This is a genomic window from Arthrobacter sp. Y3222053 (assembly GCF_059092805.1).
This window is the reverse complement of the sequence record NZ_JBNHIA010000001.1, coordinates 715,824-728,951: the sequence shown is the minus strand read 5'-3', so window position 1 is coordinate 728,951 and position 13,128 is coordinate 715,824. Positions and strand designations below refer to the sequence as shown.

General features: G+C 70.1%; 12 protein-coding genes. 7 read left to right on the top strand and 5 right to left on the bottom strand.

The window, feature by feature from the left end:
* Nucleotides 1–97: 97 nt before the first annotated feature.
* Genes AC5RUW_RS03440 through AC5RUW_RS03430 form a run of 3 tightly spaced genes read right to left on the bottom strand, consistent with a single transcriptional unit; the run spans nt 98 to nt 2,375 of the window.
* Nucleotides 98–1,069: a DNA topoisomerase IB gene (locus tag AC5RUW_RS03440; RefSeq protein ID WP_494159398.1), complete on the bottom strand. Its 972-nt coding sequence runs from the start codon at nt 1,067–1,069 to the stop codon at nt 98–100.
* A gap of 38 nt (nt 1,070–1,107) precedes the next feature.
* Nucleotides 1,108–2,061, bottom strand: a complete 954-nt coding sequence (pheA, locus tag AC5RUW_RS03435) for a prephenate dehydratase (RefSeq protein WP_494159397.1) — start codon at nt 2,059–2,061, stop codon at nt 1,108–1,110.
* On the bottom strand, nt 2,058–2,375 hold the full coding sequence (locus AC5RUW_RS03430; RefSeq protein ID WP_494159396.1) for a rhodanese-like domain-containing protein: 318 nt from the start codon (nt 2,373–2,375) through the stop codon (nt 2,058–2,060). The genes pheA and AC5RUW_RS03430 overlap by 4 nt, the downstream gene beginning before the upstream one ends.
* Before the next feature lie 150 nt (nt 2,376–2,525).
* On the opposite strand from AC5RUW_RS03430, the gene AC5RUW_RS03425 reads away from it, so the two are divergent.
* The 7 genes from AC5RUW_RS03425 to pgm all read left to right on the top strand — a co-directional run bounded on the left by AC5RUW_RS03425 (nt 2,526) and on the right by pgm (nt 10,668).
* Complete coding sequence (locus tag AC5RUW_RS03425; RefSeq protein WP_494159395.1) at nt 2,526–3,980, top strand: amidase; 1,455 nt, start codon at nt 2,526–2,528, stop codon at nt 3,978–3,980.
* A gap of 116 nt (nt 3,981–4,096) precedes the next feature.
* Nucleotides 4,097–5,560 (top strand): peptide MFS transporter, encoded by a 1,464-nt coding sequence (locus tag AC5RUW_RS03420; RefSeq protein ID WP_494159394.1) that lies wholly within the window; start codon nt 4,097–4,099, stop codon nt 5,558–5,560.
* Between the two features lie 84 nt (nt 5,561–5,644).
* Nucleotides 5,645–5,848, top strand: a complete 204-nt coding sequence (locus AC5RUW_RS03415) for a hypothetical protein (protein ID WP_494159393.1) — start codon at nt 5,645–5,647, stop codon at nt 5,846–5,848.
* 358 nt (nt 5,849–6,206) lie between these two features.
* Nucleotides 6,207–7,205, top strand: coding sequence for an ABC transporter substrate-binding protein (locus AC5RUW_RS03410; RefSeq protein ID WP_494159392.1), 999 nt, complete (start codon nt 6,207–6,209; stop codon nt 7,203–7,205).
* Nucleotides 7,206–7,244: 39 nt separating this feature from the next.
* The gene (locus AC5RUW_RS03405) at nt 7,245–8,144 is read left to right on the top strand and encodes an ABC transporter permease (RefSeq protein WP_494159391.1); all 900 of its coding nucleotides are present in this window, start codon (nt 7,245–7,247) and stop codon (nt 8,142–8,144) included.
* 14 nt (nt 8,145–8,158) lie between these two features.
* The gene (locus AC5RUW_RS03400; RefSeq protein ID WP_494006430.1) at nt 8,159–8,947 is read left to right on the top strand and encodes an ABC transporter ATP-binding protein; all 789 of its coding nucleotides are present in this window, start codon (nt 8,159–8,161) and stop codon (nt 8,945–8,947) included.
* An 89-nt stretch (nt 8,948–9,036) separates the two neighbouring features.
* Nucleotides 9,037–10,668: a phosphoglucomutase (alpha-D-glucose-1,6-bisphosphate-dependent) gene (gene pgm, locus AC5RUW_RS03395; protein WP_494159390.1), complete on the top strand. Its 1,632-nt coding sequence runs from the start codon at nt 9,037–9,039 to the stop codon at nt 10,666–10,668.
* An 81-nt stretch (nt 10,669–10,749) separates the two neighbouring features.
* Here pgm and AC5RUW_RS03390 read toward each other — a convergent pair whose 3' ends face one another.
* A complete protein-coding gene (locus AC5RUW_RS03390; RefSeq protein ID WP_494159389.1) occupies nt 10,750–12,135 on the bottom strand; it encodes an aldehyde dehydrogenase family protein in 1,386 nt (461 codons plus the stop codon).
* The gene (locus AC5RUW_RS03385) at nt 12,132–13,016 is read right to left on the bottom strand and encodes an SDR family NAD(P)-dependent oxidoreductase (RefSeq protein ID WP_494159388.1); all 885 of its coding nucleotides are present in this window, start codon (nt 13,014–13,016) and stop codon (nt 12,132–12,134) included. The genes AC5RUW_RS03390 and AC5RUW_RS03385 overlap by 4 nt, the downstream gene beginning before the upstream one ends.
* Between the last annotated feature and the right edge of the window lie 112 nt (nt 13,017–13,128).

The following is a 13,128-nucleotide window of genomic DNA, read 5'->3' as shown; positions in this document are numbered from 1 at the left end:
CGGAACTTCCTTTCGATCGACTGTCATCAGCATACTTATGATGTGCCGTCGGGGAAAGCCCGTCCGGTTTGGCGCCGGGCGGTTCCGGGGCGTCCGCCTAGTCGGTGAGCATCAGCCGGACGGCTGTTTCCGAACCGGAGTAGCCGGTCACCGGGATCACTTCACCGTCGAGGAACCGGTCCACCACCCTGGGGTCGATGTACGACTTCCGGGCGACGGCGGGAGTGTTGCCCAGGTGCTCGGCGACGCTGCGCGCCGTTGCCGCCACGGCCTGCTGCCGGGCCCGCTTGGTGGTGGCCTCGGCGAAGGCCCGGGCCAGGTGCATGGCCGCGACCACCGTCGCCTGCCAGGTGCGGAAGTCCTTCGCGGTGAAGTCCTGCCCCACGAGCTCCTTGAGGAAGGCGTTCAGCGACGCGCCGTCGGTGCTGTGCCAGGCGCCGTCGGCCCCGACGTAGGCCAGGGCGGTATCCGCGCCGGGGCGCTCCAGCATGGGCGCCAGCGCGGCCACGAGGTCAGGGTCGGTGATGGAGGTATGCCATTCCTGGCCACTCTTGCCCGGGAAGTCGAACCGGACCTCGTCGCCGTCCACGCTGACGTGCTCCACCCGCAGCGTGGTGGTGCCGTAGGAGCCGTTCGCTTCGGCATAGCGCGTGCCGCCCACGCGCAGCGCTCCGGCGTCGATGATCCGCAGCGCCGCGGCGTAGGCGCGCGCCGGGCCGACGCCGTCGTCGCGCAGGTGCTTGGTGATCAGCCGGCGCGCTGCGGGCAGGGCCTGCGCGAAGGCCAGTGCCCGGTCGAACTTCTCCCGGTCCTTCATTTCCCGCCAGTGCGGATGGTAGAGGTACTGGCGCCGTCCGGCGGCGTCGGTGCCGGTGGCCTGGATATGGCCGTTGGTGTAGGGACTGATCCACACGTCCTGCCAGGCCGGCGGAATGGCCAGGGAGCGGATGCGGTCCAGGGTCTGCCGGTCCGTGACCTTCGCTCCGCGGGCGTCGGTGTATGAAAAGCCCCGCCCGTGCCGACGGCGCGTCAGGCCGGGCCGCTCACAGTTGCTTCGGCGCAGTCGCATGGGTGCCTCTCCTCGCGCGGGCCGGGGCCCGCCGTGTCCTACCCCTGTTCTTCCCCGCGGACGAGCGATTCAAACCAGGTGTCGGCGGCTTCGAAGGCCTCGTTGCGGTTATGCCGCGCCACGGTGTGCTCCCGGCCGTCGGCCCTGGGGTAGGACCCCAGGAACCGCAGGCCGGGACTGATCCGGTGCAGGCCCTTCAGCGCCGCGGCCATCCTGGCGTCCAGGACGTGCCCGTCGGCGTCGATGCTGAAGAAGTAGTCCCCCAGATACTGGCCGGTGGGCCGTGATTCGATCCGGCTGAGGTTCACCCCGCGGGTGGAGAAGTGGCCGAGCATTTCCATCAGCGCCCCGGGATGGTCGTCCGGCAGCGGCACCACCAGGGTGGTCTTGTCCGCCCCGGTGGGCTCGGGGAGTTCGCCCGGGCGGCTGATCAGGACGAATCGGGTCACGGCGTCGGCGACGTCGCCGATGTCCTTGGCCAGGACGTCCAGCCCCAGCTTTTCTGCGACGAAGGGGGCGGAGATCGCCGCGTCATAGCCCGGCCGCTCCCCCGCGAGGCCGACGGCCGCGGCCGCGGTGGAGGACGCCGGAACATATTGCGCTTCAGGAATATGCGCTGCGGCCCAGCTCCGGCACTGCGCCCAGGCGTGCGAATGCGTGGACACGGAGCGGATGTCGGCCAGCTCCACTCCCGGCCGCACGGAGAGCACAAAGGTGATCGGCACCAGGATCTCGCGCAGGATCCGCAGGCTGCTGCCGGCGGAAATCGCGTCGAGGGTGGCGCTCACGCCGCCTTCCACGGAGTTTTCAATCGGTACGACCGCGGCGTCGGCCCCGCCGCTGCGCACCAGCTCCAGGGCGGCCGTGACGGAGGTGGACGGAATCCGGTGCGCCTGCCCCGCCCCCGGAACCTGCAGCAACGCAGCCTCGGTAAACGTCCCCTCGGGACCCAGGAACGTGTAGACGGGGGCCGGCGGCGGAACCGCGCTCATACGACGGTGGGCTCCTGACCGTTCTCCGACACCATCGGCTTGCCGGCTTCCAGCCACGCGCCCATGCCTCCGGTGACATTCACGGCCGAGTAGCCGTTGGCCTCCAGCCACTGCGTGGCCCGGGCGCTGCGGCCGCCGGTCCGGCAGATCACCGCGACGTCGGTGTCCGGGTCCAGCTCGCCCAGCCGGTCGGGCAGCTGGTCGAGGGGAATGTGCAGGGCGCCTTCGGCGTGTCCCGCGGCCCATTCGTAGTCCTCGCGGACGTCCAGAACGACGGCGTCGCCGGTCAGGGATTCGACTGATACGTTTTCCATGTCACCTGTCCTCAGGTCGGTGCGGCGCAGGCCTGCCGGCCCGCGGTCTGTTCCCGGCATCCAGCCTATAGCGGCCGGGGGCGGGCAGGAACAACGGTGACGCGCCCCGCCCGCTCCGGCCTTCACCGCCGCAGGCACAGAAAGGCCGCCATGGCTGAACTCCACCGCCTGACCGCCCTCCAGCTCCGCGACGAACTTGCCGCCGGCCGGGTGGGCGCCGTCGAAACGGCCGAGCATTTCCTGGCCCGCATCGCGGAGCTGAATCCCGCGCTCGGAGCCTTCCTGCGGGTGACCCCGGAGGCTGCACTGACCGCGGCGCATGCGGCCGACGCCCGCCGTGCCGCCGGCGGGGAGCTGCCGCCCCTGCACGGCCTGCCGCTGGCCCACAAGGACCTCACCGACGTCGCCGGCGTGCCGACCACCATGGGCAGCGCCGCGGTGGACGCGTGGGTGCCGAAGGCCGACGCGCCGCTGCCGGCCGTGCTGCGGCGGGCCGGAGCCGTCAGCCTCGGCAAGACCCAGGTTCCCGAGTTCGGGCTGAGCAGCTACAGCGAAAACCTGGTGGGCCCGCCAGCCCGCAACCCCTACGCCACGGACCGGAGTCCGGGCGGTTCCTCCGGCGGCAGCGCCGGAGCCGTGGCAGCCGGCCTGCTGCCGTTCGCGCCGGGAACCGACGGCGGCGGCTCGATCCGCATTCCGGCCGCGGCCACCGGCATCATCGGACTCAAGCCCTCGCGCGGCAGGGTACCGTCCGGATCCGGCCTGGCGGACCTGGGCCAGTTCGTCGTCGCCGGGCCGCTGGCCCGGACGGCCGCTGACGCCGCGCTGATGCTCGATGCGCTGATCGACGAACCGCTGCACCGGGCCACCGCGGCGCCGCCGGACCCCCAGCTGGACGGCCCCGCCACGGCCCCGAACCACGGGCCGTACCTCTCAGCGGCCCTGCGCGCCGAGGGCCGGTACCGGATCGGGGTGAGCACCGCGTCGCCGTTCGCCTCCAGGCTGGACATCCGGCTGGCGGATGAGGCGCTGGACGCGCTGCGGGCCGGCGAGGCGGCGCTCAGCGCAGCGGGACACACGGTGGACGAAGCGGCCCTCAGGTATGACGCACGGTATCCCGACGCCTTCGGGCTGGTCTGGACCGCGGCCCTGGCCAACCTGCCGCTCGGCCCCGGCCGGGAAGAGGACCTGACCCCGCTGACCGCCGTCATGCGCCGGCGCGCCCTGCAGCGCTCGGCGGCGGACCTGGCCGACGCCGTCGACGTCCTCCGCCGCTTCGAGGAGGACACTATCCGGGCCTTCAGCGACTGGGACATGATCCTGACGCCGACCCTGGCCATGGAGCCGCGGCCGATCGGCTGGTACGGCACGGACGCCGACGAGGATTATGCGCGGCAGTGCCTGTACTCCCCCTTCACCTCGCTGGTGAACGTGTGCGGTCTGCCGGCCGTCAGCCTGCCGGTGCACCGCACGGCCGCCGGGCTGCCGATGGGCGTGCAGCTGATCGGCCGCCCCGGGGCGGAGGCATCACTGCTGGCGGTGGCCGCGCAGCTGGAGGCCGCCGGAAACTACATCGAGGGCCCGCCGGAGCCGTTTTCGGCCTAGCCGCCCGGTTTCGGTATGAGATTTCTCACCTGCGGCGCGCCGGTGGGCCCGCCACGCCGGGCCTCACCGGCCCGCGGGGCCGAAAGCGGACATAATCCCGGTGCGACCATGGACGGATGACCGCAACGCCAACGCGCCCCACGGCGGATAACAAGACCTTCCTTGGCCACCCCCGCATGCTGGCCAACCTCTTCAGCGTCGAGCTGTGGGAACGGTTCTCCTTCTACGGCATGCAGGGCATCCTGCTGTACTACATGTACTACTCCGCCGCGGACGGCGGCCTGGGCATCGACCAGGCAACCGCCACCGGCCTCGTGGGCGCGTACGGCGGCGCGGTCTACCTGTCCACCATCCTCGGCGGCTGGCTGGCCGACCGGGTGCTGGGCAGCGAGAAGGTGCTCTTTTACTCCGCGGTCCTGATCATGCTCGGCCACATTTCCCTGGCCGTGCTCCCCGGCATCGCCGGGCTGGCCGTGGGCCTGGTGCTCGTCGCCTTCGGCTCCGGCGGGCTCAAGGCCAACGCCACCTCGCTGGTGGGCACGCTCTACAGCACCCACGACACCCGCCGCGACGCCGGGTTCTCCATCTTCTACATGGGCATCAACATCGGCGGCCTGGCCGGGCCGCTGCTGACCGGCCTGGCCTGGGACACCTGGGGCTTCCACTTCGGCTTCGGCCTGGCCGCCGCCGGCATGGCGATCGGCCTGGTCCAGTACGCGGTGACCCGGCACCGCCTGCCGGAATCCGCGCACGCCGTGGCCAATCCGCTTCCCCGCCGGCAATACCCGAAGATGGCCGGCATCGGCGCGGCCGCCGTCGTCGTCATCGCCCTGGCCTTCATCACCGGCCTGGTGACCGCCGAGAACCTTGCCCCCGTGATGGCCGGCGCCGCCGTCGTCGCGTCCGTGGCCTACTTCGTGGTGATCCTGCGCAGCCGCAAGGTGGGCGCCGAGGAGCGGAGCCGGGTCTACTCCTTCATGCCGCTGTTCATCGCCAGCGCCGCCTTCTGGGCCCTGTTCCAGCAGCAGTTCACTGTGGTGGCCCTGTACGCCGACACGCAGCTGGACCGCACCATCTTCGGCTGGGAAATGCCCCCGAGCTGGGTGCAGTCCATCAATCCGGTGTTCATCATCATCTTCGCCGGCATCCTGGCCGCCCTGTGGAAGAAGCTCGGCTCCCGCCAGCCCTCCTCCCCGCTGAAGTTCGCCGTGGGCCTGGCCCTGATGGGCGTGGCCTTCCTGGCCTTCATCCCCTTCTCCGGCGGCGGCCCCGCCAGCACCCCGCTGCTGGGCCTGGCGTTCATCCTGCTGCTGTTCACGCTCGCGGAGCTGTTCCTGTCCCCGATCGGCCTGTCGGTGGCGACCAAGCTGGCCCCCGAGGCCTTCCGCACGCAGATGGTGGCCCTGTTCTTCCTCAGCGTTTCGCTGGGCACCACCCTGGCCGGTTGGCTGGCCGGCTTCTACAGCGTGGAGAACGAGGTCAGCTACTTCGCCTTCAGCGGCATCACCGCGATCGTGCTCGGCCTCGCGCTGGCAGCCGCTTCCCCTGCCATCCGGCGGCAGATGAAGGGCATCCAGTAGTCCCCCGGCCATAAGCCTGCTGATAAACTCTTCGCACTCCGGGCCGGGCTTCCCGGCCCGCCACCAGATGCGAGGAGGCAGCCCATGGGCGGCAAGGACAGCACGGACAACCCGATCGGCAACGCGGCGGAAAACCTCATCCGGGACGGCGCGGACAACGGCCCCACCCCCACGGGGGACCAGGGCCACGCCGACGAGCGGACCGATGTGCATGCCAGCATCAGCGAAGGCTCCAACGCCGAGGAGGACGGCGCCGGAGCGGCCGGCTCACCGGAGCGCTCCGCCTGATCACCCGGCCACAGGGTGCGGTACCCCGACAGGGGTGCCGCACCCTTCGCGTTTCCCCCGGTTTATTACGTCCCGAACCTGTTGCCGGGATTGGACAGCACGTCCGCCCCCATGCTTCCAGTGCGACGAATCGTTCCGCCTGCCCGATGATGACCGTTGAATTGTCCATTCATGCGCCGACCTGTTAGACAATGTGACTGCGCTCACAGCTACTATCGGTAGACCGGTCCGAAGGCTCCCGGAAGCGGCGAGGACAAAGTGGTCCCGCCGGCTCCGCACGGCCAGGATGCACCGGCCACCACAACGGGTCTTCCGTGCGCCGCAGCACCGCGCGCACGGCTGCGCTGAAAGGGCACACATGAACAAGAGGACTGGAGCACTGGGGGCGCTGCTTCTGGGCGTTGCGCTGACGGCGACCGCCTGCGGCGGCGACACGGCGGCCGAGGGCAGCAGCGAAGGCGGCCCGGAGAGCATCAGCATCGGGATCTCCCAGCTGGTGGAGCACCCCTCCCTCGACGCCGCCCGCGAGGGTTTCGTGCGCGCCCTGGAGGAAAACGGCTACACCGAGGGAGAGAACCTCGAACTGGACGTGCAGAACGCCCAGGCCGACCAGGCGACCGCCACCACCATCGCTTCCACCTTCGCCGCCGACGGCAAGGACCTGGTCCTGGCCATCGCGACGCCGGCCGCCCAGGCCGCCGCGCAGGCGATCCCCGATATCCCGGTCCTGTTCACCGCCGTCACCGAGCCCGAGGTCGCCGGCCTGGTGAACTCCTGGGACGCACCCGGAGCCAACGTCACCGGCACTTCCGACCTGAACCCGGTTGCCGAGCAGCTGGGCCTGATCAAGGAACTGGATCCGGACGCGAAGAGCGTCGGCATCGTGTACAGCTCCGGCGAGGTCAACTCCGAGGTCCAGGTCGAGCTGGCCGAGGAGGCCGCCGCGGAGCTCGGCCTCGAGGTCAAGCTGGCCACGGTCAGCAACTCCGCCGAAGTGCAGCAGGCCACCGAGTCCCTGGACGTCGATGCGCTCTACATCCCGACCGACAACAACGTCGTCTCCGCCCTGCAGACCGTGATCCAGATCGCCGAGGCGAAGCAGCTTCCGGTGGTCGTGGGCGAAGGTGACTCCGTGGAGAACGGCGGCGTGGCCACCTACGGCCTGGACTACGAGTCGCTGGGCTACCAGACCGGCCTCATGGCGCTGAAGGTCCTCGAGGACGGCGCCGACCCGGCCGAGATGCCGGTGGAGACCCTGGAGGAGATCCAGCTGATCATCAACAAGTCCGCCGCCGAGCGCCTGGGCGTCGAACTGTCGCAGGAGATGCTCGACAAGGCCGACAAGGTCATCGAGTAACAGCTACCTGCCGAACGCACCAAAGGAAACGGATCTTCCATGATCACAGCAGTTGAACTGGGGCTCATCTATGCGGTGATGGCCCTGGGCGTCTATCTCACCTTCCGCATCCTGGATTTCCCGGACCTGACCGTGGACGGCAGCTTCACGACGGGTGCGGCCGTGGCGGCCATCATGATCATCAACGGGGCTCCGCCCCTGGCAGCCACGGCCGCGGCCTTCGGCGCCGGCCTCGTAGCCGGCTGCATCACCGGCCTGCTTCACACCAAGGGCAAGATCAACGGCCTCCTGGCCGGCATCCTGACCATGATCGCGCTGTACTCGATCAACCTGCGCATCATGGGCAAGGCCAACCTGCCCCTGCTGCGCGAGGAGACCCTGATCACCCCGCTGCGGGAGAACGGCTGGTTGGGCGGCGCGGTGTCGATCGCGATCTTCGCGCTGATCGCCCTGCTGGTGAAGCTCTTCCTCGACTGGTTCCTGCACACCGACCTCGGCCTGGCCATGCAGGCCACGGGCGACAACGAGGAAATGATCCGCAGCTTCGGTGTCAGCACCGATTCGATGAAGATCCTCGGCCTGGCCCTGTCCAACGGGTTTGTCGCCCTCTGCGGCGCCTTCATCGCCCAGTACCAGGGCTTCGCGGACATCGGCATGGGCATCGGCCTGATCCTGGTCGGCCTGGCCTCGGTCATCATCGGACAGGCGATCTTCGGCAGCCGGGTCATCATCATCTCTACGCTGGCGGTGATCCTGGGCTCGATCATCTACCGCATCGTCATCGCGCTGGCCCTGCAGGTGGGCTTCAATCCCTCCGACATGAAGCTGATCTCCGCGATCCTCGTGGTCCTGGCCCTGGTGCTGCCGCAGTGGAAGCTGTTCCGGAAGCTTCCGGCGCTGCGCTCGGTGCGCAAATCCAACGTGACCGTGGCGAGCTAGGAAGGGGCAGGCACATGCTGAAGATCGAGAACATCAAGAAGACCTTCTTCGCCGGCACGGTGAACGAGCGGGTGGCGCTGGACGGGATCTCCCTGGACCTGGCGGCCGGCGACTTCATCACCGTGATCGGCAGCAACGGCGCCGGCAAGTCCACGCTGCTGAACATGGTGTCCGGCAAGCTTCGTCCGGACGCCGGCAGCGTGCGGATCGACGGCCAGGACGTCACCCGGCTGCAGGACTTCCAGCGGGCCCGCTTCATCGGCCGGGTCTTCCAGGATCCGATGGCGGGCACGTCGCCGCAGATGACCATTGAGCAGAACATGTCGATTGCCTGGGAGCGGGGCAAGCGCCGCGGGCTGGGCTTCGGGGTGTCGGCCAGGAAGCGGGAGATCTTCTGCGAGGAGCTCACCTCCCTGGAGCTGGGCCTGGAAAAGCGGCTCAAGGCCAAGGTGGGCCTGCTCTCCGGCGGCCAGCGGCAGGCTTTGTCCCTGCTGATGGCCACGTTCAGCGAGCCGAAGATCCTGCTCCTGGACGAGCACACCGCTGCCCTGGATCCGCAGCGCGCGGCGCTGGTCTCCCGGCTGACCGGCGAGATCGTGGCCCGGCACCGGCTCACCACCCTGATGGTCACGCACAACATGCAGCAGGCGCTGGACCTGGGCAACCGCCTGATCATGATGCACGAGGGCCGGATCATCCTGGACCTGGACGCGTCGCAGAAGGCCGGCATGACCGTGCCGGACCTGCTGCACGAGTTCGAGAAGATCAAGGGCGGGCTGGACGACCGCACGCTGCTGCAGTAGCCGCGCGCGTCGTTGCCGCCGGCGGACGGCAGGCGGGCCGGAAACGGCCCACCTGCCGTCCGCCGCTTTTCTTTGGCATGCTTGGGACCATGTCTAATCGCGCAGGAACCCCGGCCCAGTCCTCAGACCTCATCGATGTCAGCGCCCTGCTGGACGCCTATTACGACGTCGCGCCCGACCTCGCCGATCCGGCGCAGCGGGTGGCGTTCGGCACGTCGGGGCACCGGGGCACCTCCCTGAACGGTTCCTTCAACGAGCGGCACATTGCCGCCATCACGCAGGCGATCGTGGAATACCGGGCGGGTGCGGGCATCACCGGCCCGCTGTTCATGGGGCGGGACACCCACGCCCTGTCCGAGCCGGCGCAGAACACCGCCCTCGAGGTCCTGGCCGGCAACGGCGTCGAGGTGCTGATCGACGCGCGCAACCGGTTCGTGCCGACGCCGGCCCTGAGCCACGCGATCCTGATGCACAATGCCGACCGCACCGACCAGGCCGACGGCATCATCATCACGCCCTCGCACAACCCGCCCTCGGACGGCGGGTTCAAGTACAACCCGCCCTCGGGCGGCCCGGCCGGCTCCGACATCACCAACTGGATCGCCGGCCGCGCCAACGAGCTGCTCGAGGACGGCCTGCGCGGCGTGAAGCGGGTTCCGCTGGGCGAGGCCCGGCTGGCCGATTCGGTGGGCACCTACGATTTCCTGGCCGCCTACGTGGACGACCTCGGCTCGGCCCTGGACCTCGGCGCCGTCGCCTCCTCCGGCCTGCACATCGGCGCCGATCCGCTGGGCGGCGCGTCGGTGGACTACTGGGCGGCCATCGGCGAGAAGTACGGGCTGAACCTGGATGTGGTCAACCCCGAGGTGGATCCGCAGTGGGGCTTCATGACCCTGGACTGGGACGGGAAGATCCGCATGGACCCCTCCTCGGCCAACGCGATGGCGTCGCTGATCTCCCGCGCGGGCAGCTATGACATCGCCACCGGCAACGACGCCGACGCCGACCGGCACGGCATCGTCACCCCCGACGCCGGGCTGATGAACCCCAACCACTACCTGGCCGCCGCCATCCGCTACCTCTATGCGAACCGGCCGGGCTGGTCCGCCGACGCCATGGTGGGCAAGACGATGGTGTCCTCCTCGATCATCGACCGGGTCACCGCCGACCTGGGCCGGACCCTGCTCGAGGTGCCGGTGGGCTTCAAGTGGTTCGTGCCCGGGCTGCTCTCCGGCGAGGTCGGCTTCGGCGGGGAGGAATCCGCCGGCGCCTCCTTCCTGCGCAAGGACGCCCGTCCGTGGAGCACCGACAAGGACGGCATCCTCCTGGCCCTGCTCGCCTCCGAGATCACCGCGGTGACGGGCCGGACCCCCTCGCAGCACTACCGGGAACTGACCGACCGCTTCGGCGATCCGGTGTACGAGCGGGTCGATGCGGCGGCCACCCGGGAGCAGAAGGCGGCCCTGGCCAAGCTTTCGCCGTCCGACGTCACCGCCACCACCCTGGCCGGGGAGGAGATCACCGCCCGGCTGACCGAGGCGCCCGGAAACGGCGCCCCGATCGGCGGGCTCAAGGTGACCACCGAGAACGCGTGGTTTGCGGCCCGGCCCTCGGGCACCGAAGACGTGTACAAGATCTATGCGGAGTCCTTCAAGGGCATCGAACACCTCAAGGCCGTGCAGTCCGAGGCGAAGGCGATCGTCGACTCGGTCATTTCCTGACCCCGGCGCGGACGGGGCGGCGGCCCGGCTCCCCTCGGGGCCCGGGCCGGCGCTGTCCGGTTTGGATCTGTCCTGCCCGACTCAGAGCAGGCGGCGCAGCAGCCGCTTCTTGAGCCCGGTGTAGGGCGGGTACGCCACGCGCAGGGTGTCCAGCAGGGTGTTCTTGGTGAACACGGGGCGCAGCTGGCTGAAGGTCTCGAAGGAACGGCGGCCGTGGTAGGCGCCGGTGCCGCTGGCTCCGACGCCGCCGAAGGGCAGCTCGGGGACGGCCAGGTGCACGGTGCTGGCGTTGTGGCTGATGCTGCCGGCACGCACCCCCTGCTCGAACCGGGCGCGGGCGGCGGCCGAGTTGCTGTACAGATACGCGGACAGCGGGGTGGGCCGGGCGTTGATGAACGCCATCGCCTCGTCGAGGTCCGCCACCCGCAGCACGGGCAGGATCGGACCGAAGATCTCCTCCTGCATGACCGGCGCCGACGGGTCGACGCCGGTGAGCACGGTCGGCTCGATATACCGCTCGGCACGGTCGTGCCGGCCGCCGGCGAGCACCGTGCCGCCCTCGATCAGGCCCACCAGCCGGTCAAAGTGGTCCTCGTTGACGATCCGTCCGTAGTCCGGGCTGCGCGAGGCGTCGGCACCGAACAGGCTGCGGGCGGCGTTCGCCAGCTGCTTCTCCAGCTCGGGAGCGGAGTCCTCGCTGACCAGCACGTAGTCCGGGGCCACGCAGGTCTGCCCGGCGTTCAGCAGCTTTCCGTACATCAGCCGCCGGGCGACCGCCGGCATCTGTCCGTCCAGCACGACGGCGGGCGACTTGCCGCCCAGCTCCAGGGTCACCGGGGTCAGGTGCTCGGCCGCGGCCTGCAGCACGATCCGGCCCACCCGCTCGCCGCCGGTGAAGAAAATCGTGTCGAAGCGCTCCTTCAGCAGGGCGCTGCTGGTGTCCGCGCCCCCTTCGACGACGGCGACGGCGTCCGGATCCAGGTACTGGGGCACCAGACGCGCGAGCGCGGCGGAGGAGGACGGGGCCATTTCGCTCGGCTTGAGCACCGCCGCGTTGCCGGCGGCGAGCGCCCCGACCAGCGGCGCGAGGATCAGCTGCACCGGATAGTTCCACGGCCCGATGATCAGGGCCACGCCCAGCGGCTGCGGCTCGGTCTTCGCGGCGGCCGGCTGCAGCCCCACCGGCACCGGAACCCGTCGGGGGCGGGCCCAGGCGGCGAGGTTCTTCAGGGCGTGCTCCGCCTCGGACCGGGTGATGGACAGCTCGGTGAGGTAGCCCTCCAGGGGATTCTTGCCGAGGTCCTGCTTCAGCGCGGCATTGAAGTCCTCCTCCCGCTCGGTGACCATCCGGACCAGGCCCTGCAGCTGGCGCCGGCGCCAGTCCAGCGGGCGGGTGCGCCCGTCGTCGTACGCGGCCCGAACGGCGGCGACGGCCTCCGGCACGGAGGCCTGGACGCCGGGGTTCACCTGGCCGCCCCGCGGGAATCGGCGGTGCCGCGGGTATCGGCGGTGCCCGCCGTGGCGGGCCGGCCGGTGAAGTGGTCCATCGACTGGTAGACCTTGAAGACCTTTCCGGCCACGATGTCCCAGGCCGGCTGCGGCAGCAGTCCGCGCAGGGCACCGGAGAGGAAGACCGTCCAGGGCAGCTGGACGCGGGCCTTCCCGGCCAGCATGGCGGCCCAGGCCTTGTCCACTACGTACTGCGGCTCCATCAGCGGGGTGAGCAGCGGCCCGCGGGCACCTTCGAACATGCCGGTCTTGATGTAGCTGGGAATCAGGGTGGTGACCTGGATGTGGCCGTGCCCGGCTTCGGCCAGTTCCAGCCTCAGGGAGTCGCTCCAGCCGATCATGGCCCATTTGGAGGCGGTGTAGACGCTCATCTTGGGCACCGACAGGGTGCCGGAGGCGCTGGCGACGTTGAGGATGCGCGCCGGCGTGCGCCGGTCGATCATATGCGGCAGGAAGGCCCGGGTGATGTGCATGGGCGCCAGGATGTTGACCTTCATGGTCGCCTCGATGTCCGCCTCGGGGGCGTGCTCCCAGAAATACTTTCCGCGCACGATCCCGGCGTTGTTGATCAGGATGTCCGGCGCGCCGGCCTCCGCAAGGACCCGGGCCGCGGCGGCGGCCGCTTCCTCCCGGTCGGCCACGTCCACCGCGTAGGGGTGGACGGCGGCGCTGCCCAGGGCACGCAGCTGCTCCGCGGCCTCCTGGAGCGCCTTTTCGTCGCGGTCCCAGAGGACGACGGCGGCGGCCCCCTCCCGCACGGCCCGTTCGGCGTACAGGCGACCCATGCCCATGGCGGCGCCGGTGATGAGGACGGTGCGTCCTGCGGCGGAGATGCTCATCCTGCTCCTGCTCTCCGGGCGGGCCGTAAAACAGGCGGCCGGGCCCGACAAAAGGCTTAAACTGCTGACGGTATGCAACGTAGCATCCCGGGCGCGGCCGTCCGGTCGGCGT

Bases quoted from the DNA above. Each gene is read 5' to 3' on its own strand.
- AC5RUW_RS03440 (WP_494159398.1), bottom strand. From the start codon at position 1,069: ATGCGACTGCGCCGAAGCAACTGTGAGCGGCCCGGCCTGACGCGCCGT.
- pheA (WP_494159397.1), bottom strand. From the start codon at position 2,061: ATGAGCGCGGTTCCGCCGCCGGCCCCCGTCTACACGTTCCTGGGTCCC.
- AC5RUW_RS03430 (WP_494159396.1), bottom strand. From the start codon at position 2,375: ATGGAAAACGTATCAGTCGAATCCCTGACCGGCGACGCCGTCGTTCTG.
- AC5RUW_RS03425 (WP_494159395.1), top strand. From the start codon at position 2,526: ATGGCTGAACTCCACCGCCTGACCGCCCTCCAGCTCCGCGACGAACTT.
- AC5RUW_RS03420 (WP_494159394.1), top strand. From the start codon at position 4,097: ATGACCGCAACGCCAACGCGCCCCACGGCGGATAACAAGACCTTCCTT.
- AC5RUW_RS03415 (WP_494159393.1), top strand. From the start codon at position 5,645: ATGGGCGGCAAGGACAGCACGGACAACCCGATCGGCAACGCGGCGGAA.
- AC5RUW_RS03410 (WP_494159392.1), top strand. From the start codon at position 6,207: ATGAACAAGAGGACTGGAGCACTGGGGGCGCTGCTTCTGGGCGTTGCG.
- AC5RUW_RS03405 (WP_494159391.1), top strand. From the start codon at position 7,245: ATGATCACAGCAGTTGAACTGGGGCTCATCTATGCGGTGATGGCCCTG.
- AC5RUW_RS03400 (WP_494006430.1), top strand. From the start codon at position 8,159: ATGCTGAAGATCGAGAACATCAAGAAGACCTTCTTCGCCGGCACGGTG.
- pgm (WP_494159390.1), top strand. From the start codon at position 9,037: ATGTCTAATCGCGCAGGAACCCCGGCCCAGTCCTCAGACCTCATCGAT.
- AC5RUW_RS03385 (WP_494159388.1), bottom strand. From the start codon at position 13,016: ATGAGCATCTCCGCCGCAGGACGCACCGTCCTCATCACCGGCGCCGCC.